The 24238-nt window shown below is 55.5% G+C and carries 17 protein-coding genes; 11 read left to right on the top strand and 6 right to left on the bottom strand.

Features of this window, described 5'->3' with window-relative positions; genetic code table 11:
• Window positions 1-92: 92 nt before the first annotated feature.
• A complete protein-coding gene (locus Q31a_RS17685) occupies window positions 93-602 on the bottom strand; it encodes a WD40 repeat domain-containing protein (protein WP_145080724.1) in 510 nt (169 codons plus the stop codon).
• 180 nt (window positions 603-782) lie between these two features.
• Complete coding sequence (locus Q31a_RS17690; RefSeq protein WP_145080727.1) at window positions 783-1184, bottom strand: BlaI/MecI/CopY family transcriptional regulator; 402 nt, start codon at window positions 1182-1184, stop codon at window positions 783-785.
• A 350-nt stretch (window positions 1185-1534) separates the two neighbouring features.
• Here Q31a_RS17690 and Q31a_RS17695 point away from each other — a divergent pair, with 350 nt between their 5' ends.
• The 5 genes from Q31a_RS17695 to Q31a_RS17715 all read left to right on the top strand — a co-directional run bounded on the left by Q31a_RS17695 (window position 1535) and on the right by Q31a_RS17715 (window position 9234).
• On the top strand, window positions 1535-2434 hold the full coding sequence (locus Q31a_RS17695) for a ThuA domain-containing protein (RefSeq protein WP_145080730.1): 900 nt from the start codon (window positions 1535-1537) through the stop codon (window positions 2432-2434).
• A gap of 796 nt (window positions 2435-3230) precedes the next feature.
• A complete protein-coding gene (locus Q31a_RS17700) occupies window positions 3231-4694 on the top strand; it encodes an arylsulfatase (RefSeq protein ID WP_145080733.1) in 1464 nt (487 codons plus the stop codon).
• A 176-nt stretch (window positions 4695-4870) separates the two neighbouring features.
• Window positions 4871-6121 carry a tagaturonate epimerase family protein gene (locus Q31a_RS17705; RefSeq protein ID WP_145080736.1) on the top strand — a complete coding sequence of 417 codons (1251 nt, stop codon included), beginning with the start codon at window positions 4871-4873 and terminating at the stop codon, window positions 6119-6121.
• Between the two features lie 117 nt (window positions 6122-6238).
• Entirely contained in the window at window positions 6239-7678 is a 1440-nt protein-coding gene (locus tag Q31a_RS17710; RefSeq protein WP_145080739.1) for an alkaline phosphatase D family protein, read from the top strand.
• Between the two features lie 65 nt (window positions 7679-7743).
• The gene (locus tag Q31a_RS17715) at window positions 7744-9234 is read left to right on the top strand and encodes a sulfatase family protein (RefSeq protein WP_145080742.1); all 1491 of its coding nucleotides are present in this window, start codon (window positions 7744-7746) and stop codon (window positions 9232-9234) included.
• 554 nt (window positions 9235-9788) lie between these two features.
• On the opposite strand, the gene Q31a_RS17720 is transcribed toward Q31a_RS17715, so the two are convergent.
• The gene (locus Q31a_RS17720) at window positions 9789-10751 is read right to left on the bottom strand and encodes a PEP-CTERM sorting domain-containing protein (RefSeq protein WP_145080745.1); all 963 of its coding nucleotides are present in this window, start codon (window positions 10749-10751) and stop codon (window positions 9789-9791) included.
• Window positions 10752-11917: 1166 nt separating this feature from the next.
• Window positions 11918-12682, bottom strand: a complete 765-nt coding sequence (locus Q31a_RS17725) for a peptidoglycan-binding protein (protein ID WP_197355369.1) — start codon at window positions 12680-12682, stop codon at window positions 11918-11920.
• A 452-nt stretch (window positions 12683-13134) separates the two neighbouring features.
• On the opposite strand from Q31a_RS17725, the gene Q31a_RS17730 reads away from it, so the two are divergent.
• The 6 genes from Q31a_RS17730 to Q31a_RS17755 all read left to right on the top strand — a co-directional run bounded on the left by Q31a_RS17730 (window position 13135) and on the right by Q31a_RS17755 (window position 21990).
• On the top strand, window positions 13135-14043 hold the full coding sequence (locus tag Q31a_RS17730) for a hypothetical protein (protein WP_145080751.1): 909 nt from the start codon (window positions 13135-13137) through the stop codon (window positions 14041-14043).
• 235 nt (window positions 14044-14278) lie between these two features.
• Complete coding sequence (locus Q31a_RS17735) at window positions 14279-15796, top strand: sulfatase family protein (protein WP_391575338.1); 1518 nt, start codon at window positions 14279-14281, stop codon at window positions 15794-15796.
• 43 nt (window positions 15797-15839) lie between these two features.
• A complete protein-coding gene (locus Q31a_RS17740) occupies window positions 15840-16949 on the top strand; it encodes a hypothetical protein (RefSeq protein WP_231690818.1) in 1110 nt (369 codons plus the stop codon).
• Window positions 16950-17304: 355 nt separating this feature from the next.
• Complete coding sequence (locus tag Q31a_RS17745; RefSeq protein ID WP_197355370.1) at window positions 17305-17952, top strand: sigma-70 family RNA polymerase sigma factor; 648 nt, start codon at window positions 17305-17307, stop codon at window positions 17950-17952.
• Between the two features lie 50 nt (window positions 17953-18002).
• Window positions 18003-20426: a serine/threonine protein kinase gene (locus tag Q31a_RS17750; RefSeq protein WP_231690819.1), complete on the top strand. Its 2424-nt coding sequence runs from the start codon at window positions 18003-18005 to the stop codon at window positions 20424-20426.
• 127 nt (window positions 20427-20553) lie between these two features.
• A complete protein-coding gene (locus Q31a_RS17755) occupies window positions 20554-21990 on the top strand; it encodes a sulfatase family protein (protein WP_145087406.1) in 1437 nt (478 codons plus the stop codon).
• A gap of 30 nt (window positions 21991-22020) precedes the next feature.
• On the opposite strand, the gene Q31a_RS17760 is transcribed toward Q31a_RS17755, so the two are convergent.
• Complete coding sequence (locus Q31a_RS17760; protein ID WP_145080755.1) at window positions 22021-22776, bottom strand: hypothetical protein; 756 nt, start codon at window positions 22774-22776, stop codon at window positions 22021-22023.
• 352 nt (window positions 22777-23128) lie between these two features.
• Window positions 23129-24235: a S1C family serine protease gene (locus Q31a_RS17765; RefSeq protein WP_145080758.1), complete on the bottom strand. Its 1107-nt coding sequence runs from the start codon at window positions 24233-24235 to the stop codon at window positions 23129-23131.
• Between the last annotated feature and the right edge of the window lie 3 nt (window positions 24236-24238).

Genomic DNA, 24238 nt, shown 5'->3' on the forward strand with positions numbered 1-24238 from the left:
TTGGTAGCTTGAGCCGCAGGATACTTACAGAGAAAACGATGGAATTCCATCAATATTGGTCTTCACTATCGCCCTGCGTTCTTCGCCGCTCGTCACCGAAGATGGTGCGCAAGGTTTTGCCAAACGGCCAAAGCCTCCTGAGCGCGTGGCTCGCCAGCTGCAAACCATTTTCCATCGGCAGAGTATGCAGCCGCTTCTGCCTCGATAGGAAGCATTAACAAGCGTTCGCCGGAACTGGTGGACCAAGTGGAGATCGTAGGTGATTCACCTTGCTCGGGATATGTCCCAAGCAAAGTAATAAGCTGTCCGTCAGCGGAGAAGACGAATTGGGATTTGCCACTGTGGTAGCGGAAGGGCGCATCGATCACTCGCAGGACCAGCCCGGTTTGAGTCTCGATCAGCTTAATGCCCAACATGTCGCAGATTGCGAACGACGCACCGCTGGGCGAAAATCCGACGCCAGAGACCAATTGAATCGCGTCGATGCTCACTGCTGGATCAGGATGACGCTTATTGTCGTTGGTGTTTCGAAAGTTCAGCAAGAGCCTGCCACTGGCAACGTCCCAAATGCTGGCCCCGTATTGAGAACCAACGGTTGCCAATTGCTCTCCGTCGCTGGAGAACGCTAAGCTCTGAACATGTGTCGGGGCGACATACCTACGTGGGAGGCTAAGTGAGACGCGATGCCAGGATGATGGCCACCACAATGGCTTGCCACAGGAAATGACCCAAAGTCAGCATTACTTGCAGTGACAATTCGGTCCAATCAACCATGGAAAAGCTCAAGATTTGGACTCCCGCAGCTTCTTGTTCAGCAGTTTGCGAAGATTCGCCAATTCCTCTGAATTCAAGTCTGCCACGTCAAACAGACTTAGCATCACTGCTTCGGCCGATCCGTCGAAAACGCGTTCAACAATATCACCCAGCATGCCTCGCGAGACATCTTGACGCTGGAGCAGTGGTGAAAACCGAAAGGCCTTACCTTGCGTCGGCTGCAGCTTTTCGATCTGCCGCTTATCGACCATCGTTCCCAGCATGGTAATTACGGTGGTGTGCGCCAGCTCGCGTCCGCCACCAGCCAGCCTCTCACGCACTCCGCGAACTGTCAGCGGGTACTCGTCCCACAGTACTTTCAAAATCTGCAGTTCCAACTCCGTTGGATACTCCGAGTTTGGTCTTGCCATCACTATCCCTCCGCATGCAATTTCTAGTTCACTAGAACTTAAACACACCGAGGTTCGGTGTCAATACGATATCTATAGACTTAGAAAAAGCGAATACGCAGGCTAGTTTTCCCAATGCCGCTCCGAGAGTTGGGCCACGAGGACATTGAGGGGATGGCAGCCTCCCAGAGCACCACCTCCGAAAGCACCACCTCCGTTGTGAGAGCGGAGTGCAAGCCGCAGTTGTTCGCGTCGATGGGCTAGCGGTAGCGGCTGTCTTAGTCACATTCCATCCAGCGTAATTTTTGTACAATGAGATCGCGGCGTCAGGACTTCTGCAACCCAGCCTTATTTTTCGCGAGCCTTCATTTATGAAAATTCATCCATGCCAGATAGCTCTGCTAACTTTAGCAATCAGCATTTCGGCCTTGAGCCTGCCGCTTGCTTCTGCGCAAGAGACCACGCAAACCAATGCGGCTCAGCCCGCACCGCTGAAGGTCTTGCTGGTGATTGGGGGCTGCTGTCATGACTATGCAACGCAGGAGAAGTTGCTCAAGCAAGGCATCGAGGAGCGGATTCGAGCTGAAGTGACGGTCGAGTTGAGTGAAAGCACATCCACTGAGACGACCTTTGAAATCTATCAAGAAGACGATTGGGCCGAAGGTTTCGATGTCATCATCCATGACGAGTGTTCGGCCAACGTTACGGAGCGCCCGTACATCGATCGAATTTTGGCCGCGCACCGAAACGGAACGCCAGCGGTGAATCTTCACTGCGCGATGCACAGCTACCGTTGGGGGGAATTTCGCCAGCCAGTGGCTCCTGATGCAGAGAACGCTGCTTGGTATGAAATGCTGGGTGTTCAGTCCACGGCCCATGGCCCGAAAACCCCCATCGAGCTGTTGACGACCGATAGCGAACACCCCATCATGCACGGTCTTAAGCAATGGACCACCATTGACGAAGAGCTGTACAACAACGTGCGCGTCTTTTCGGGAACGACCGCGTTGGTATCAGGCAAACAACTGCAACCCGCCAATAAGAAGCAACTCAAGGCCAATCCTGACGCAAAAGGGACCGAGTCGACCGCTGTTGTGGCTTGGACCAACTTGTACGGCCCCAACCAGACAAGAATTTTCAGCACTTCGTTGGGCCACCAAAACGACACCGTCGCCGATGCTCGCTACTTAGAATTGGTCGTACGTGGTCTGCTATGGTCCACCCAGAACCTAACCAAGGATGGGCAGGCCAAGCCAGGTTTTGTGAAGTAGTTTAACCGTCGTAGCTACGTTCGCCAGAACGTGGACTCCCCGCAGTCTGGCGACCGCAGCTACGTTAAGGCCGCGAAAGGGAAGGGCCAAGGATGGGCAGGCCAAGCCAGGTTTTGTGAAGTAGTTTAACCGTCGTAGCTACGTTCGCCAGAACGTAGACTCCCCGCAGTCTGGCGACCGCAGCTACGTTAAGGCCGCGAAAGGGAAGGGCCAAGGATGGGCAGGCCAAGCCAGGTTTGCGAAGTAGATTAACCGTCGTAGCTACGTTCGCCAGAACGTGGACTCCCGCAGTCTGGCGACCGCAGCTACGTTAAGGCCGCGAAAGGGAAGGCCAAGGATGGGCAGGCCGAGTCAGGCTTTGCGAAGTAGATTAACCGTCGTAGCTACGTTCGCCAGAACGTGGACTCCCGCAGTCTGGCGACCGCAGCTACGTTAAGGCCGCGAAAGGGAAGGGCCAAGGATGGGCAGGCCAAGCCAGGTTTGCGAAGTAGATTAACCGTCGTAGCTACGTTCGCCAGAACGTGGACTCCCGCGGTCTGGCGACCGCAGCTACGTTAAGGCCGCGAAAGGGAAGGCCAAGGATGGGCAGGCCGAGTCAGGCTTTGCGAAGTAGATTAACCGTCGTAGCTACGTTCGCCAGAACGTGGACTCCCCGCAGTCTGGCGACCGCAGCTACGTTAAGGCCGCGAAAGGGAAGGGCGGAGCCACGGCGAGGGGGAGGGCCACACTCGCCAGGCAACACACTCGCCAGGCAACCTGGTCGTTGCTAGTCACAACTCTCTTCAAGGAATCCCAAATGTACGCTTACACGTTTCACTGCCCGGTCCGAGTGTGGTTCGCTGCCTTGTTGATAGCAGCCAGTTGGGGCCCAGTTCTGCAAGCGGTCGAAACGGTACGGCCTCCCAACATCGTCTACATCATGGCCGATGAACTCGGGTATTACGAACCGAGTTTCATGGGAGGGCAGAATATTCAAACTCCCAACATGGACCGCATGGCCAAGGAAGGGATGGTTTTTCGCAATCTCTATGCGGGTTCATGCGTCTGTGCCCCTACCCGCTGCACCTTTCTGACAGGAAAACACAGCGGGCATACTTCGGTTCGCTCCAATGGAGGTGGGACTCCGCTGCGCGCCGGCGAGCAGACCATCGCTTCCATCCTGAAACCACTCGGCTATGCAACTGGAGGGTTCGGAAAATGGGGATGCGGAGGACGCGACTCCACGGGAGTTCCCGAGGCTCACGGATTCGACGTTTTCTTGGGCTATTACGACCAAGTCCATGCGCATTCCTATTATCCTCCCTATCTCATCCGCAATAGCGAAGAGGTTCCCCTAGAGGGCAATCATGGTGGTAGCCGCGGCGAAACCTACTCGCAATACGTCATTCACGATGCGGCCCTGGAGTTCATTCGCTCCCACCAGAACCAGCCCTTTTTCGCCTACCTCCCCTATACGCCCCCACATGGCATCTTTGACATTCCCGATCAGGATCCAGCTTGGGCAATCTACCAATCCCACGATTGGCCTGAGCCAGCCCGTCGCTATGCAGCCATGGTATCGATGCTCGACCGCCAAGTCGGTGAGGTCCTGGCGCTGCTCTCCGAACTTGGACTCGACGACAATACGCTGGTCGTATTCAGTGGGGACAATGGCGGCAACGATTATTTCAAGTCTCCGAAGTTTCCGCGTGGTGTGCATCTAGCCAACAAACACCCGCAAACGGGAATCGAGTATCGCGGCACGAAAGGGACGCTCTACGAAGGCGGCTTGAGAATTCCCTTTGTCGCACGTTGGCCCGGCAAGATTACTGCAGGTAGCGAGAGTCCGTTTGTCGGCTACTTTCCAGATATCCTGCCAACCGTTGCCGAGATGACCGGTGCCCAGGCACCGAGTGATATTGATGGAGTAAGCTTGCTACCTCAGTTGATCGGGGAGACTGCGGCGGGACATCCCCAAGTCCAGCACGATTATCTCTACTGGGAAATTGGGGGCTGGATTGCCGTTCTCCAAGGTGATTGGCGTGCGGTGCGCCCCAAGGCCAAAGCGGCCTGGGAGCTGTACAATATCGGTAAGGATCCAAGTGAATCGGAGAACTTGGCTGAGCGACAGCCCGAAATCCTGGCTCGCTTAACCGCACTGGCCACCGAGGCACATCAACCGGTGTCTGAAGGAGTCTTCCGATCGACCGTCCGCCATGAACGCGACCGCCGCGCCAAGATGGGCAAGCACGATGATCCTCCCGCTTCCCCTAATAAATAGTTTTTAAATCACTCCCATTCCACCACATAGATAGATCAGCTTCCATCCGGCCGCTCCATGGCACGACAGATAGGAAGCTTCGATCGCTCATCCTCCGACCAATTTTGTGACCGAGTTTTCACACCGTCGTGCTCGGTCCTAACTTTTCACTTCCAACAATCTAGAAGTAATCACGAATGCTGCTCATCGAAAAATATACCTTTGGCGTCGGGGACCGTTTTGCTCATCAAGCAGGAGCTCAATTGCGAGCCTTTGAACAACTTGCCGCAGACGGGGTCGATGTAACCCCAGTTTGGAACAAATCCAATCGCGAACACACCTTCGTCGGTTCGCAACCGCAAAGCGTCTACGATGCCGCACAAGCTGCCGTCGCAAGTCGCGGTTGGAAAAAGCCTTGGCACGTGGATGCCGATCACATCCAACTCAAAACCGTGGATGCGTTTATTCCTTGCAGCGATTTCTTCACAATTGATGTCGCCGACTCGATCGGCAAACCGGCGGCGTCTAAAGATATAGCTGCCTTTGTTGAGCGTCACCCCGAATTAGTGGGCAAACTGACGCTCGACGGACTCTCTGCTCCACTCGAAGTCACCCAAGCCGACGTGCAGCGAGTCGCTGAACAGTACTTACTGGCAGTTCAAGAAGCTGGCGAGATCTATCGCCATATCGCGACCACCAAAGGTGCGGACAAGGTCATCGCAGAGATTTCGATGGACGAAACCGATGCTCCTCAGACGCCACCGGAATTGCTCATCATTTTGGTGGCCATCGCTGACGAGAAGATCCCCGTGCAAACCATCGCTCCTAAATTCACCGGACGGTTTAATAAGGGAGTGGACTACGTAGGTGATCTGCAGCAATTCACGCGAGAATTCAACGATGATGTGGCTGTCATTGCCCATGCGGTCAAAACCTACGGACTGCCTGAAACACTCAAGCTAAGCGTCCATAGCGGCAGCGATAAATTCAGCTTGTATCCGATCATTCGCGAGTGCTTGCAACGCACCGGTGCAGGGCTCCACATCAAGACCGCTGGAACAACATGGCTCGAAGAAATCATTGGCCTAGCAGAAGCGGGTGGAGATGGACTCGCCTTGGCAAAGGAGATCTACGCCTACGCGTTGGAACACGTGGAAGAATTTTGTGCACCCTATGCCAGCGTGATTGACATCGATGCCAGCCAGCTACCTTCAGCCGATACGGTTGCAAGTTGGTCCGGTCCGCGATTGGCCAGCGCCATTCGACATATTCAAGGCAACGAGCATTTCAACCCACACATGCGACAGCTGCTGCACGTCTCTTTTAAGGTAGCTGCTAAGCATGGAACGCGTTACACCGACATGCTGAAGGCCAATGAAGAAATTGTCGGTGGAGAAGTCACCAAGAATATTTATGAGCGACATTTGCGGCCCCTGTTCGTCGGCTAATTAGCTCCGATCGATAGACAATTTCCATTTCCAGCGATGACGTGCGGTAGCACACCACGTCATCGCCAGCGGCTACAATGGTGGGGTTTCATCACTCCAACCTGTAAGTCGTTGCACATGAAAATTCTCCAAATTGCATGCGTGCTCTTGGGCCTAGGGCTGAGCCCTTCCAGCCTGACCGCAGAAATCCACTTGGGCCAAGGTATCTTCAGTGGCGAAGTTACCGAGAATAGTGTTTTCCTCCAAACGCGTCTAACGGTCAGCTCGACGCTCGATGAATCCGGTGACCTCGCCGGCTCTCCCGGGTGGGCCTGCTTTGAATGGAGTACTAGCTCCACATTCTCCGACGCTCAGCGTACCGAACTTGTCGAAGCCGTGGCCGATCACGACTTCATTGTCCGCTGCGCACTTCAACAATTGCAGCCCGCGACACGATACTACTTTCGCCCGCTCTTCGGTGAAAATGCAGAGCAACTAACTGCCGGCCCCACGGGTTCCTTCCAAACCCTGCGCGGTGGCAGTTCCACCGAGCCAGTCCAATTCATCGTGGGGAGTTGCATGAACTACAACAAGTTCATGCACGGAGAATTGGCAAAAGCCAGCGGACCAGTAACGGCTACGGAAGAAGACAAAGAATTGGGATTTCCTGCGTTTGTCTCGATGCAACGCCTGCAACCTGAGTTTTGCGTTTTGACGGGCGACATTGTTTATTACGACAACAAAATCAGCAATGCGAAAACGCTCCCGGAACTGCGCAAATGTTGGCACGAACAATTCCGCTTCCCGCGAATGATTGACTTCTTTCGAGACGTGCCGACCTACTGGTCTAAGGATGACCATGACTTTCGCTTCAACGACTCCGACAACGCCTCGTCGAGAGAACCCAAGCCGGAAACAGGCATTGAACTCTTCCGCGAGCAGTTGCCCATTGTCGCCATGGAAGATCGCGATACGCCAACCTATCGAACCTACCGCGTGAATTCGCAACTCCAATTGTGGTTTACCGAAGGTCGTGACTACCGCTCTCCCAATAAGATGAAGGATGGTCCCGAAAAATCACTGTGGGGAACCGAACAACGGGAGTGGTTAAAACGGACCCTAGCCGCTAGCGACGCAACCTGGAAAATCCTAATTTCGCCAACGCCCATGGTGGGGCCAGATGATGCCTATAAGAAAGACAACCACGCCAACTTGGGTGGCTTTCGGCACGAAGCGGATGCATTTTATAGCTGGTTGAAGGAACAGGACATCCAGAATTTCATGACCGTCTGCGGAGACCGCCACTGGCAATATCACAGCATTCACCCCTCGGGCTATGAAGAATTTGCTTGCGGCGCATTGAATGACGAGAACTCCCGCTTGGGCGTCCCACCGGGCTCCAAGCGTGGGACCGATCCCGATTCGCTCGTTCGGCAGCCGTATCTGGCACCGCATGCTTACGGAGGATTCCTCTCCTTCACCGCTGGCGACGTGCTGAAAATACAGTTCCACACGTCGCGTGGGGACGTTATGTACAGTGTCACCCATGACGCAAGTGGACAAACCTTGCCGCAGTAGGCTGGCAGATTTGGCCATTGCCGCAACTCCAACCCAACTCCCATCTCATCCCGGAATGGCGCGTCATGCTTCGATTTGTCTTGAGTTCCATCGTGATCGCTACCTGTGCTTGGCTGGAGGCCTCTGAGGGCCCGACTGTGCAGCGGCCGAATATCTTGTGGATCATTCCGGATGACATGTCAGCCCATTTCTCTTGCTACGGGGAAACGGCCATCGCGACGCCGAACGTCGATCGCTTGGCGGCGAGTGGTGTTCAATTCAACCACGCCTTTGTAACGGCTCCCGTCTGCTCAACCTGCCGCTCAGCATTCATTACAGGCATGTACCAAACATCGATCGGCGCCCATCACCATCGCAGTGGGCGCGGCGAGCTGAAAATCGAACTCCCCCAAGAGATTGCATTGCTGCCGAAGCTTTTCCAAGACGCAGGCTACTACACCGCGATTACCGGATGGCCAATTACCGGGCGACAGGGGAAGACCGATTACAATTTTGAATGGAACCCGTCGATCTACGATGGCGTGGATTGGTCGCAACGCGAGCCGGGTCAACCCTTTTTCGCGCAGATTCAAACGCCAGGCGGAAAGTTGCGTGGCTCGGATGCATCGGGCTGGACCAAGATGGCGCAGAATGCGCGACGGACGCTCGGCGACGCCACGACGAATGACGCCGTGGCCCTGCCGCCCTACTATCCCAACCACCCAGATATCCTTCGCGACTGGGCTGCCTATCTCGATTCAGTGCGTATGACCGACGTAATGGTGGGGGAAGTGCTGGAAAAATTGGAAGCCGACGGAGATCTTGAGAACACGTTGGTTTTGTTCATGACCGACCACGGCATTAGTCATGCGCGCGGCAAACAGTTCTTGTACGACGAAGGACTTCACGTTCCCCTGATCATCTCCGGACCAGGTATTCCAGCGGCAACCATCCGCAATGACTTGGTGGAGCATATTGACATCGCAGCCTTGTCATTGGCTGCCGCTGGCATTCCCATCCCCGAGGCGATGCAGGCGCGAGATATCCTATCTGTGGACTACGACCCCCGAGAGGCAACATTTGCAGCCCGCGATCGGTGCGATGAGACCGTGGATCACCTACGCAGCGTCCGCACCGATGCGTTCAAGTACATCCGCAACTTTCTCCCCAACCGCCCCTACCTCCAACCTTGTGCCTACAAAGACGATAAAGCGATCTTAATGGCACTGCGTGAGTATCACGCGGCTGGCAAGCTCAATGCAGTTCAAGAGCTGTTGTTCCGCGATATTCGACCGAGCGAGGAGCTGTATGACTTGAAACAAGATCCTCATGAGATCCGCAACTTAGCAGGCGATCCGGCCTACGCCGCACCACTAGCCGAACTCCGCCGCAAGCTGAACGACTGGATGGACGATACTGGCGATCTTGGGCAGGAGCCGGAGTCCCAGGAGATGTACGATAGTGATATGAAGGTCTACACCGATCGGCTGGGTGGCCCCAAATTTGATCCCGCTCACCTCCAACAAGTCCAAGACAATATCGCGTTGATGAAACAGTGGGCCAGACAGGGCAAGTAGCCCTCAAACGCGTGTTCTAGATTGGCGCAGGAATCGATGCTCGTTCGCCTTTTTCCAGCACATTACCCAGCGACCGCTGATGGCATAGCCGCACCACTCCCCAATGGCACACGCAACCATCTTCCAATGTTACAGTTGCAGGTGAAGCGTTTGCCGTCGAAAGCTCGCTATCGCATGCAGGGTGTTGCAGCAACTTGCAAACATTGCTCCACATTGGCCGCCCCTGCCGAACGAAGAACTTGCCAACCGAAAGCACCGGCCCTCGCAATGGATGCTGAAACTCTCGCAGCCCACAGCGAAGCACGAACGACTACAGGCTCCTTGGATGCCGACGGGTCCCCTGCGACGCGTCATCTGGGGCATTGTGCAGAGCCGAGGCGAGCTTAAGCGGTGTTGGAATTCATCCCAGAATCAAGCTTTGAAATAGCGCGTGGGATTGGAGCATACCTGCCGTTCCGCCGCCTAAAAACGCGCACCCTAGAAATACGAAAAGGCCCCGCCATAAAGCGGGGCCTTTGGTGAATTGTTTCCAATTGAGACTGAAGTAGCGGAGACTAGCGACGTCGACGACGGAACATGCCTACAACTCCACCGATCAGTCCGAGACCCAAAGCCGAAGGCTCTGGCACGGCGGTCACACGAATGTTGTCGATCAGGGTAACGTTCAGGAGGGAAGCGTTAGGATCTGAAGAGATAGCACCATTCGAATCGCTGTGGCCAAAAAAGATGTTCTGCCCGCCTAGGGCTTCAGTGGCCAAGTTAATTTCGGCAATCTCTAGACCGTCGATGGCCCAAATGGCCGTTTGTGCAACGTCGTTCACATCAATCGTTACGTTGCGCCAAGCAAACCCGATTTCACCAGCATCAGTTGTACCGGTTTGCCCTGCGAACAGGCCAACTTGAGCGGCCGGAGCTGCTTCCCCGCCAAAGCCCGCATAGTAGGCATCGCTACCATTTCTCGCGCCAGCTGCTCGATAAACAGCGGCATCTCCCTCTACAAAACTAGCCTGAGCTGACGATGCATACGCACGAAAGTCAGAGGCGCTTCCCCCATCGAGCGTAACCGCGAAACCCGCACTTTCGGACCACGTCCCCGGATAGATGCCTGCAGTACCAGACGTTCCGACACCAAAAGTCGACAGCTGGGTTGTTCCACTTCCGCCAGGTCCCACGGGACCTACATAGTTCTGCCACAAGTTGAAGGAAACTCGATAGCTGCCTGTGAAACTTTGGCCAGTAGGCGAAACGCTGAAACCGCCAAACACTCCATTGACGTTGTTAGCCGTCATTTTCAGACCGGTCGTTGTAGCCCCGCCAGGAGCAGCCCCGACTCCAATGGCCGAATAGTCATAAAAGTAGTCGGCTTGGATGTCTGTTACGCCAGGATCGTTGGTGGTCCAATTGGCTGAATTGTCAGTATCGAAATCCTCCGAAAAGAGCGTAATGTCGGCCTGCGCTGCTGTAGCGCCGCCGCAAACCGCCGCTGCGACTAGCAATCCACGAAAAAATCTTCGCATCAAGAACTCCCTACCTCAAAATGAATGTTGCAATTGCGCTGTAGTTTCGCCCGCGTCAACGCATAGTGAATTAAGAATCCAAGGACTTTGCGGGCCGCGCACATCGCCACTATTGTAACCACCGCAATACACCGCACACCCCGCATTTCCGCCATTTCCCCTATTTCCCTTAATCCGAGCGGTCTGCAGCCCCTCGCATGCCAGGCATCCACATGGCCTCCTCCCCTCCAAAGCTCGCCGCAGCAACAGTCCGCCTTCGGCCGTGCAAGCCCCTCGGGCAGGAGAAACAGTAATCCGCCTTTGCCAGCCATTCCCCCCCACACACAAAGCCCCCCAAGCACTTTCCCGCCCCCCAGCCGGGAAGATGGTGGGAAGATGGTGGGAAGATGGTGGGAAGATGCTGGGAAGGTGGTGAGGGACAGCCCCTGAGCGCAATAGGTGCCACCCACATTCCGAAATGACGGAAAATGGATGGCACCTACTGGAGACGCTAGCAAAACAGGAAGGAAGGCCATGCTGGCTATAGAACGTGAGGCAAAGATGGGGGCTAACGCCCTACCGTGAGGCACACGGACCGGGGGTCCATGCTACCGAACCACCCGGCAAAATGCTGCATCAGCGTAGCTTGGGCCCCCGGCCCGTGCACTTCACTGCGTGGAGGGCGAAGCAAAATACTAGCTGGATACCTGTCCAGAGCGTAAAAAGCGCAATAGGTGCCACCCACATTCCAAAATAACGGAAGATGGATGGCACCTATTGGAGACGCTAGCAAAACAGGAAGGGAGGCCACGCTGGCTACAGACCATGAGCACAAGACGGGGGCTAACGCCCTACCGTGAGGCACACGGACCGGGGGTCCATGCTACCGAACCACCCGGCAAAATGCTGCATCAGCGTAGCTTGGGCCCCGGCCCGTGCACTTCACTGCGTGGGGGGCGAAGCAAAATACTAGCTGGATACCTGTACAGCATTGTTAGGGGCACCTGCGACCGAGCCGAGATTTCAGCCCCATTGCTTTTCGAGGTACGCACAGCTGGGTTCCCGCCAGTGCGGAGATCACGGGGATTGAGGGAAGCTCATGCTGCTCGGGTTTTGTCCTGGGGGGAGAGGGAGAGGGAGAGGGAGGCAGTTAAAGCATGCAGCTCCCGGGCACCCATTGCAGGCCACTACGCGATACTCATTCCTGCAAATTGTGGCAGGGTCGTGGCCCAAGAGCGCATCGCACCGCCGCTCGGACAAAATGTGCGAGTTGGGCCTTCAAACCGTACCGTCTTACGGAGCGTTCCGGCGAATTGCGTGTCGACGCCCGCTGATGCCGGAACGCCCGTGACCGACGAAACCATGCGCAGAAAACTAGTCCCCTGTGCGCCTTGAGCCGTATTGCAATGCATGAACTGGATGCATCCATAAGATCCGAAGCAGCCGCGTAACCTCGAGAGTGCGTTGCGCGTGGCCGTATCGTTGCGAAAGGTCGAATGATCTTCAATACTTCCATGGCCATCTGAAACTCCTGCCGCACCGGGTGCTCCGTGCCCATGAAACCGCAGCAAAAACAGATTGTTAGCCCGTCCACGAATGTCACAGATTGCTTGCTCGATACCATTGCACATCCCGCCGATCAGTACTGGAGAGGCACCAGACCTCCTCAAGTCACCAACTTCCATTTTGAACAAGCTTTCATCAAAGACATCGATGCAATCAAGAATTTGCAAGTGTTCATTGGCAATCAGTCGAGGCCATGTGTTTTGACCGATCACGCCGTCAACAGTTAGCGGACGGTGTTCGCGTTGAAATTTTTTTACAGCGGCAGCGGTGCGAGAACCATAAATCCCATCGACACCTAACGATTCGCCTGTCCGATTGAGCAACATCTGCGCGACGACCACTGACGGCAGCCGATCACCATGCCTCAACCATACAAATTCGGACATGCTTAACTCCCAGATCAAACAACCAAGGTAAAAACTCGGACGGGCATCCCAATCGAACACGCTACCATTATCGAGCCAACGTGAGATTCGTTGCGTCAGAAATACGAGAACGGGGCAAAAGCGCCGTTTCGTTCCCCTTGAGCCGTCCTGGCGATCGCAGAAATAGGGCGACAATGCCAGGCATGTTTTAAACAGCCAACAGAGGACATTAGAGGAGAAGAGGGGTGCCAAGAAGTGGGCTCGCCGAACAACGCAAAATGGACTAAAGAACTCATGGTGGGAGTTGGCCATTAGTTTCGACTCCGCAATTGTTTAGGCACCATGGAACCTGCCGATGAAGGGTTGCAACCCTTGGGTTCTTCGCAGAAGACTCTCTGCACCACACCGATTTGCTAGCAACGAGCTTAATCGCTATGAGAATCGCACTCATCCCATGCCGATGGAATCGCTACATGGCATCCAATGCACAGCAGTGGTGGTGCATTAGTCTTGTGATGCTGGGGCTGGTGGTTGGAACAGGCTGTCGCTCCCTAGTTCCACAGCAAATCGATGCTTTGCAACTTTACACTTCGCCGGAGCTTTTGGACGCGGAGCCGCAAATTCAGCGAGGTGAACCACGCAAGGTCCTCGATGCAGCGGGATGGGTGTGGGGTATTCCCAGCAAAATACTGCTGTGGGATCGTCGCGTCGACAATCATCGGATTTCGCCTGAAACTGAAATCGCGATCTCGGACTATTTGGCAGTCAACGGCTTGAACACGGTTCGTGTTCGCTTGAACCAGTATCGCCCGGGAGACGATTGGCGACGACTGGTCAAAAATCGCTCTGTGGGGGCACCCTGGAGGTACACGGTTGGGACGTTGAGCGTCCTCGGTGAGACCGTCCTACCGGGGCGTTTGTTTGGCGGAGACCATTTCAACCCGTTTACCAACACCGTCCACGTCTACTCCGATATACCTGCAATCGCATTGCATGAGGCCGGACACGCGAAGGATTTCGGACGGCGAAAATGGAAGGGCAGCTATGCCTTCCTATACGTATTGCCGATAGTTCCACTGTATCACGAATCGATCGCCAGTCGCGATGCCGTGGCCTACCTCGAGTCGGTCGGCACTCCCCAACAACAGGCGGAAGCTTACCGCATTCTTAGCCCAGCCTACGGGACGTACGTGGGCTCGACGGCAGGCACTTTCCTACCAGGCTACGCCAATCCAGCCTACTACGGTGCCGTCGTAGCCGGACATGCCGTGGGACGATTTCATGCGCATCAGGCACTCCATGGCGATGCGACTGCCAGCGAGGAGTACACCATGCTCGGTCTAGCTACGATTGAGGACGCAGACGCGAAGATCGAGCGGTAGCTTTGCCATCGGATTTCTAGCACCATGACCGCACTGGCAGCCCGAAACCATCGGCTCTCGTCCAGGAAACTCCAGTCGTGGACGGCGGAATCGCATCGTCAATCGCGCGACGCATGGCCACTGATTGGAGCAGATCGCTTACAATGATCGCTTTGACCACTAATTTTCCGCTGGAGGCCACCGCATGATCCGCATAACGCTCCGTTTCTTGTTGTCCCTGTTCGCACTCTGCGTAATGGGGGCCCCCCAGACGGCTCGGGTGATGGCTCAGGCGGTAGAATTGCCGGAAATCCAGCGGAGTGCGGGAGCGAAGCAGCGCAACGTCATTTTCATCTTGACCGACGATCACCGCTACGACGCCATGGGGTTTGCGGGGCACCCGTTCCTTGAGACACCCAATATGGACCAGCTTGCCAGCCAAGGTGTGCATCTCAAGAACGCGTTTGTCACGACATCATTATGCTCCCCTAGTCGAGCCTCAATCTTGACCGGGCTGTACACCCACAAGCACCGGGTGATCGACAACAACCGCCTGGTACCGCCAAACACTATTTTCTTTCCGCAGTACTTACAACAGGCCGGTTATTCCACTGCTTTTATTGGCAAATGGCACATGGGGGGTGCACACGACGAACCAAGGCCTGGATTTGATCATTGGGTCAGCTTTCGCGGCCAAGGCAACTACCTCTCTCCAGGCCCCAATTACACATTGAACGTCAATGGCGAGCGGGTGCCCCAACGGGGCTACATCACCGACGAGTTGACCGACTACGCAGTCGACTGGTTGGAACAGCAAAGTGCGGACAAACCGTTCTTCATGTATTTGTCGCACAAAGCAGTCCACGCCAATTTCACTCCTGCCGAGCGCCACGCGGATCGCTATGCCGATGCCGATTTAAGTTTTCTCCCCAAGGGAAAGGAAATCACAGCCCAAGCCAATTCCCCCCGTTGGGTGCGAGATCAACGGAATAGCTGGCATGGCATTGATTTCTCGTACCATAGCGACAAGGGGCTCGATTACCTCTACCGCCGCTATTGCGAATCGGTGCTGGCCGTCGATGACAGCGTGGGACGCGTTCTAGAGCAACTGAAAACGATGGGAATCCATGACGAGACGATTGTAATCTATATGGGTGACAACGGTTTCATGTGGGGCGAACATGGCTTGATTGACAAGCGGGTCGCCTACGAAGCTTCCATTCGCGTCCCCTTAGTCATGCAATGTCCAGATCTTTACCCCGGCGGAACCGTCGTGGAAGAAGTGATCGGAAACATTGACATCGGCCCTACGATTCTGCAAGCAGCCGGTCTCGAAACTCCCGAGTACATGGATGGCGAGAGCTTTCTTGAATTGCCCAACAACCCATCGCAGGCATGGCGCGACTACTTTTTGTATGTCTACTATTGGGAGAAGAACTTTCCGCAAACGCCCACGCAATTCGCGCTTCGAGGGGAGCGTTACAAGTACATTACGTATTACGGTCTGTGGGACACCGATGAGTTCTACGATCTGCAGAACGATCCCGGTGAAACGCAAAACTTGATCTACGATCCGTCATTGGCCGCTACGATTAAGACGTATGAGGCCAAGCTCTACGAAATGTTGGGCGAGGCTGGAGGCATGGATATTCCCATGAACCAACCGGCAGGTCGCTCCTCGAACAAACGTTGGGCTGAACGTGGAGGAGCTCACGCTGCAGATTTCCCAAGTGCCATGGTCGTTGATGAGCCGATCAATCGCCAGGCCCAATAGATCGACCGAGTCACCTCAGCCCCTTTTTCAAGTAATGGTCTTCATGCAAAGTTTGATCGTTTGGACATTTGCCTTGTCCCTGTGCCTGACGCCGAGTCTCGGACGACGTATCCATGCACAACAAGCACCCTATGACAACGCACCTCAAGTCGATGCACCCTACTATCGAGTTCGGTATGAAGGATCCCAGGAAGAGGGCAAGCTCGTTTATCCCGTGGCCTTTACGATTTGGATCCCAGCGAACGTCGAGCGATTGCGTGGAGTAGTCGTGCATCAGCATGGCTGCGGCGAAGGCTCCTGTCTTTCGGGGCAAACGGGAGCCTTTGATTTGCATTGGCAAGCGTTGGCAAGCAAACACGCTTGCGGTCTGCTGTCGCCAGTCTATGAGCAGCCGGACGGAGCGGATTGCCAGCGTTGGTGCGACCCACGCCATGGTTCTGATGCAGCCTTTCAAACCGCTCTATCCGACCTGGGAAAACTCTCCGGACACCCCGAACTCTCTGAAGTTCCATGGGCCCTGTGGGGGCATAGTGGCGGAGGGCATTGGGCGGGTGGCATGTTGCTGCTGCATCCAGAACGCGTGGCCGCAGCTTGGTTGCGATCTGGAGTTCCGCTACTGAAGGCCGAAGAGGGCAGAGACATCAAACCGCATCAATTGTCCAAGGCGGCACTCTCAGTACCGATGATGTGCAACTTGGGTACTCAAGAGGGAGTCACTGTCACGGATGGAAGATTCTCAGGAGTTTGGCCAGCCAACCAACAGTTTTTTAGAAGCGTGCGTAGCGGTGGAGGACTGATCGGTGTAGCGATCGATCCACTGACCAGTCATGAATGCGGCAACCAACGCTACTTGGCGATACCATGGTTCGATGCTTGTCTACTGGCTCGATTGCCCGACGCGCCTGACCAAGCGCTGAAAGCGTTGTCTCCAGTGAGCGGGTGGCTGGCAAACTTTCCGGCACTTGCCCCCACGGCAAACGAATCGGTTCATCCCGTCCCTGCTCGAGAATTCTCAGGTAATATTGCCGAGTCCATTTGGCTTCCCTCTCAATCCATTGCTACTGCTTGGACCGAGTACACGAACGATACCAACGTCTCCGACGTAACGCCGCCGCCGGAGCCTGCAACCTCCGCCTGCAAGCGCAGCAACTAACGTGGACCGCCACTGCGGATCTAGAAAGTGGGCTGGCTGAATTTGTGATTGAATGCAATGGAAAACCGATAGCCAGCATCCCCTCGCAACCAGAGAACCGGTTTGGGCGTCCTTTGTTTCAAGGCCTGCAATACAGCGATACGCCCGCCAACCCGTTGGCGTCGATGACCTACACCCTCAGCGAGGACGCAACTGGTGAAGTCTCGCAGTATCGCGTTCGTGCGCGGAATACGGCAGGGCTACTTTCGAAGTAGACATTCGCCTACAGCGTAGAACGAGGGAAGGATCTTGAAGAGAAGCGGATACTGTCAACGGAAAAGTACCCTGTTCATTGACCGCGGAATGACCTGCCGCAATGTCCCTGCAAAGCTTGGAGAGAATTTTGGTTCAAAGCGACAAATCATTCGATGCAATAGAGCGGATGATTGCCAGTGCCCAGCAGGGCGATGCCGAAGCCATGGGAGAACTGCTGGCCAAGTACCGCAAATACTTGGTCTTCTTGGCGCGATCACAACTTCATCATCACATGCAGGCCAAGGCGGATCCCTCCGACTTGGCCCAGGAGGTTTGCTTAGCGGCCCACGATGGCATCCAACAATTCCAGGGTAGCACAACGGCGGAATTTGCCGCATGGCTGCGCAGCATTCTGACCAACGTATTAGCCAACCAAGTTCGTCGCTATTTGGGGACGCAAAAGCGAGATGTGCGTTTGGAGCAAGCGCTCGACCAGCGACTCGCCGATGCCTCGGGCTTCCTCCAATCAGGCTTGGCTGGCGATGTGACCTCGCCGAGTCAACAGTTTGCGAAGAACGAGGCCTTTTTGGAATTGGCTGAAGCGCTCGAAGAACTTCCGGAAGACTATCGCCAAGTAATTGTATTGCGACACGTTGATGCAATGCCGTTTACTGAAGTGTCGCGCGTGATGGGGCGAAGTGTCGATAGCGTTGAAAAGCTCTGGGTCCGAGCACTCGGGAAACTGCGTCAAAAACTCGCCTCCGGTTAACACGGCATTATCTGCCCAGGCCCCTCCCCCACGACTCCAACGATCTACCAATGGACGAGCCTCCCCCCATGCGCGACGATTCTCCTAGAGCAGATTCCTTCATTGATGACGATGACGCGAGGGTCGTATCCGCAGTCAAGCAGTTCATGGAGGAGCTGAGCGCGGGACGCAAGCCACAGCTCGCGTCGTTCCTGGAGCAACATGCCGAGATTGCAGAAGTCTTGCGCCCCGCACTTGAGGGGCTGGCGCTCGTGCACGGCGCCGTGGACAAACCGGTCCCCCCCACGCCGCCACTGATGCCAGACGCAGAGTTTCGTGCGAAGCCCATCGGCGACTTTCAAATCACGGGTGAACTGGGACGGGGAGGAATGGGAATTGTCTACGACGCAATCCAACTTTCTCTCGGGCGTCGAGTAGCGCTCAAGGTTCTGCCATTTGCGAGTGGCTTGGACGCGGGGCGACTGCAACGCTTTCGCAACGAGGCACACGCCGCAGCTCAACTGCACCACACCAATATTGTGCCAGTCTATGCGGTTGGAAATGATCGCGGTCTCCAGTACTACGCCATGCAGTTGATCGAAGGTAGAACCCTCGGGGAACTCATTGCCAGCCTCCAACAAACAGACGCGTCTCCCGTCCGAGACCTCTCGTCGACACTCAGCACCATCGGACACGCCAGTTCAACTCAAGAGCCAAAGCCTAACAATTCGACTCGCAAGGTTCTGTCGACCGTCCTAACTAATTCGGGGGAACGAACACGCCATTTCCGATCGATGGTGCAATTGATTTACCAGGCCTGCATGGCGCTGGACCACGCCCACGAATGCGGAGTCGTCCACCGCGACATCAAACCGGGAAACCTGTTGATCGATGGGACGGGTAAACTGTGGGTTACTGATTTTGGCTTAGCTCAGATCGAACATAGCGATGCACAGCTGACCCGTTCTGGAGATGCCTTGGGGACGGTGCGTTACATGAGTCCCGAACAGGCCACGGGTAACCGGCTCATCCTAGATCACCGCACCGACATTTACTCCTTGGGAGTAACGCTGTACGAGGCATTGACCTTGGAGCCGGCGGTTAGGGGCCAGGACTATCGAGATATGCTGAATCAGGTAGCCGAGCGAGAGCCGACCGCTCCCAAGCTGGTGACACCAGGTCTTCCAACGGAACTCGACACCATCATTCGCAAAGCGATCGCCAAGGAACCATCGCAGCGATACGCGACGGCACAGAAGTTTGGCGACGATTTGCGTGCTTGGCTGGATGACAAGCCAATCGCAGCCCAACCACCAACCTGGCTCGACCGTTTGGGGAAATGGCGTAAGCGAAATAACCACTTGGTAAATATGGCGGCCGGCTTGCTGGTCGTCGCCACCGTCGGCCTGTTCGTCGCGATGCTGCTCATTTTGCATGAACAACGTGAAACACGCGCGGCCCTTGATAGTGAAATGCGTCAGCGGGCCATCGCTGAGGAAAACTTTCGGCAAGCGCGCCTCGCCGTGGATACCTTTAGCGAATTGAGTGAAACCGAGTTGGCCTATCGCCCTGAATTCCAAAGCCTGCGGCGCCGCATCCTCGAAACGTCGCTGGAGTTTTACCGGGATTTTTTAGCCAAGCGTTCGGAGAATGCGCAAGACTCCCGAGAGCTGAGCATCGCCTCCGAAAAGGTCGAACGCATGATCGGAGAGCTGCAACTGTGGGACGATGTCTCTCCGTTGCTACTCTTAGCCGACCCTCGCGTCCTCAACGACTTGCAGATCGCGAAGCCCCAGGGTGAAGAATTACTGGAGCGCGTCCAAGAGCTGCAGGAAGCCCGCATGGCTCTAGGGGACGACAGTGGCCTGCTAATGGTAGGCTCTCAGACAGACATCGCCCTCAAGTTGCGTGAATTTGTCGCCACTCTCAGTGAACAGATTAGCGCTCAGCAGATGCTGCGGCTGCGGCAGATCCTCAGGCAGCAACACTTACCGTTTACCTTTCTGACTCGGGAAATCGTAGATGCCTTGCAAATCACGCCAGAACAACAGCAGTCGATCAGCAGAATCATTCATGAGGAACGTCCAGATCGTCGCGGACCGCCATCCAACGGAGGCCCGCCTAACTTCGGTCCAGGCGGTCCAGGCGGCCCAGGCGGCCCGGGCGGCCCGGGAGGGCCGGGAGGGCCGGGAGGGCCGGGAACGCCGCCGTTCCGCCCCGATTTCGGCAGAGGCGGGCCAGGCAATTCCTTAAGCGATCCCTTGGGGCCTCCCAACGATCGTCCTCCTCGGAGCCGCGACGAAGAGGGGGCACAAGATTACAGCGAGGCAGGCCATCCCAGGAATGGCGGGCAGAGAGACCTCGACGGTGATTTGCGATGGCAACAGTCGCGTGACCGAACCGTGGAGCGTATCCTTGGAGTTCTAACCTCCGAACAACGCTCCATCTGGAAAGGCCTGCACGGCCCGCCCTTTGCCCCACGTCCAACGCAGTAGTCAGTAGTCAGTCACCCATCGAAACGCACCGCGCATGAAACGCCAAGACCAAACTTCCAATCGCCGTCAATGGCTCTCCGCACTATGCCTATCGTGGCTGGCCTGGTGCGTCTTACCCTGTGTCTCGATGTTCGCTGAAGAGGCTCCACCCAATATCGTCTTGATCATCGCGGATGACATGAATTGGGACGACTGTGGTGCATACGGGCACCCAGCCATCCGAACATCAAACATCGATCTCCTGGCCTCCCAAGGCATGCGATTTCAGCACGCCTATCTGACCACGAACTCTTGCAGCCCATCCCGTTCCAGCATTTTGACCGGCAAGTACCCGCACAACACCGGAGCGGAACAGCTCCATTGGCCGCTTCCCGAGGGAAGCCCAACATTTGCGGCAGAGCTTCGCAAACTGGGTTACTACACAGCGGCGGCAGGTAAGTGGCATTTGGGCGACGCGGTGCGTCCTCATTTTGATCGAATCTACGAAGCCTCAACAGCTGGGTTCGTACTCCCCAGTGGCCAGAATGGTGAAGCTCCCCAGATGGTTGCGGCGCAACCCAGCGGCTGCGAAGATTGGGTCCAAGCCCTTGAAGACCGCCCACGCGATCGTCCCTTTTTTCTGTGGTTGGCCTCACTCGACCCACATCGAGAATACACTCGAGGCGCATTGGATCCTCCACACCGTGCCGAAGATGTGATCGTACCAGCGCATCTACCTGACACGCCTGAGGTTCGCGAAGATCTTCGACTGTACTACGACGAAATTGGGCGATTGGATCTCTATGTTGGTCGCGTGCTAGAAAAGCTAGCTGAACAGAACGTGGCCGACAATACCTTGATCCTATTTATCAGCGACAACGGTCGCCCATTTCCACGCGACAAGACCACACTCTATGACGGGGGAATTCGCACACCATGGATTGTGCGATGGCCGGCTCGAGTTCGCGCCGCTACGGTGAGCAATGCCCTCGTAAGCAGTGTCGATATTGCATCCACTTTTCTGGAAATCGCCCGTGGCAGCTCCACCTCCCCCTTTAACAGCGAGGGAATGAGCTTTGCCCCCATTCTCAGCGATCCGCTAGCCGAACATCGCAAGCATGCTTTTGCGGAAGACCACTGGCATGACTACGAGGATCATGCGCGGTGTGTAGTCACTCAACGTTACAAGTTGATCCGCAATGATTATTTCGACCTGCCTTCGACGCCATCGGCCGATGCAGGGAGAGGGCTCAGCTGGCAAAAAATGCTGCAACTGCAATCCGCGGGGCAACTGCCGCCACATCAACAAGGGTGCTTTGTAGCACCGCGTCCTCAATGGGAACTCTACGATTTGCAACGCGACCCAGGTGAGCTGCACAATTGCATCGCGGATGCTGCTTACCAAACAACTCGGGACCAGCTGACGGCGGCCCTCCAGACCTGGTCGCAGGAGACCAACGACTATTTACCAACTCGCCGCACGCCTGATGAATTCGATCGCGTTACGGGTGAGCCCGACGCCAGTGTACGAGTGCGACCACGCCACTCGAAAATCGAGATGTTTGGGACCAATGGCAAATACTAAATTACCTGCACTTCCACTTCGTCCACAGCCCTAGTGAGTTCGTCGTGAGCAGTGTACGCAGCAGACTACTTTCTTGGGAAGCATTTTTACCACTTCCACTTCGTAGGGCTGGTACTCGATCTTCGGAACGTTCACTTTCACTTTGCGAGTCTGTTCCACCGGTTCGAGTTTGTAGACAGTCTCTTCAGCGCACTCGATGGTGTGCTTTTTAGGTGTCTTAACGCAATAGAAAAAATCCTTTTTGGTCTCTTGGAAGACCAACTGCTTTTCGCAATCCTGTTCAACTCTTACGTCGGGGATCATGCGTGCCTTTTCTTCAAGGCAGCACTCTTCAACACACACTGGACCACACTCCGTACAGACTTGCTTCTGCACACAGGTTTGGCCCATTTCGTATTGTGGAACCAGCACGTTGTTGACGCGCGTCACATCAACGTTGACCAACTGGCAACTCTTCTCGACGATCTCCTTCGACTTGACTTCATCCAGCAAGTAGCAGAGCTCTTTCTTGATGGTACGCTTTTCAGGCACCCGTCGGAATGCAGTGTAAGTCTCTTCCCGCTCTTCACAAGTTTCCACCAAACAGGGTTTCAAGCGGGTCTCAATGACCTTCACGGGGCACATCATGGTCGTCTCAACCAACATGTGTTGCTGACACGCTTTACCACACTGGCCACATCGGTGGAGTAGGCCCTCCGATTGCACGACAGTCGGTACCAACCATGTGCCGAGTACCGCGAGGAAAAGGTAGACTGGGGTACGGAAAATTGCATCCATGCGTTTCATAACCGATATCCTGTTTCTGCGTCTCGGTTGAGGCTTAACTGTTCAACACTGACTTTCGAGGGCGTCTCGTTTGCCTAAGAACGAGTACCTTAATCATCGGCAGTCCGCAAAATGCAACTTGGGAAGTGAGTGCAGAAATAAGTGCTGTTTTGGAGTCCAGATTTTCGAATGCGCGAAGATATGGCGATCGTGAGCATAGTCCGGGGGGGCAAGCTCAGGTCCTCGCCTGTGAGCGAGGAGCACGATTCCGATTACCTTAGGTTCAAGAGCGTATCGATCGGAGCGGCCCAAGGAGCGAGTAGACGCTATATCCGCGGTGCCCAGCTGGCGGAGATTTTCGATAGATCCCCGTCTAAGGACGCGGGAGCACTTGGACGTCGAGTTCCAATTCCTGCCCACGTCTCCACACTCTGAGCTTGACGGTTGTATCGATTGGAGTGCTTGCGATTTGCCGGATTAGTCCCAGGGGCCCTGTTACCTCCCAACCATTAAAGGAGACACAGATATCCCCAACCAGAATGCCAGCCTGCTTGGCCGGGCTCTCCCCCTCCGAAACCAGCGATTCGACGTAAGCCCCCTGCAGTGAATCGAGCCCCGCCACCGCTGCTCGAGAACGGGTAACATTGCTGAGCTGGAAACCAAGCCAACCTCGCGGCATCTCACCATGCTGCTGCAATTGCTTAAAGACGCTCTTCGCAGTGTTACTCGGCAGAGCGAAACTAATCCCCGCAAAGGAATCACCGGCTATGGCGGTGTTGATCCCAATCACAGCCCCCTGGGCATCAATAAGCGGTCCGCCACTATTTCCGGGGTTAATGGAAACATCGGATTGCAAGAAGTCCTGGAAGGGGCTGTCCAATAGAGTGGGGCGGTTGGTGGAGCTGACCACTCCCATCGAGACGCTTTGGTCCAGCCCATAGGGGCTGCCAATTGCCCACACCAGATGCCCGCTGGAAACCTCGTCACTGTCGCCCCATTTCAAGGCGGGCAATGTCAAATTGGCCACTTTCAGTACAGCCAAGTCGGTAAGAGGGTCAAACCCCAGTAGTGTTGCCGGCCGTCTGGGAGCCCCTTGCCCGCTAACCGTAATCGAATCGGACAACCGCACGACGTGGTAGTTCGTCAACACCAGATCGGTATCGAGCACGATCCCCGAGCCAATGGTTTCTTGCGGTAGGCGGCCAAAATAGGTTTCCAACTCGTTGGACTGAACGAGGCGAGCATCGAGCGTCACATCGACTCTCACGACAGATTTAGCGGCAGTTTCAACCAGCTGCGCAGCACCTTCGGAAAGGGTAAGCAGGCTGGCGGCAGTGGCGGCGAGTTCTCGAGGAGGCGAATCCTTCGTTTGCGATGCGAGCGGCGCCGCCGACTCGCGACTACTGGACCAAATCAAGGCCAATAGTGCGATACCGGTTGCCAAGCATGCCAGCATCTCTGCGCGACTAGGCCTCGACATAGG

This window comes from Aureliella helgolandensis (assembly GCF_007752135.1).
GTDB lineage: Bacteria > Planctomycetota > Planctomycetia > Pirellulales > Pirellulaceae > Aureliella > Aureliella helgolandensis.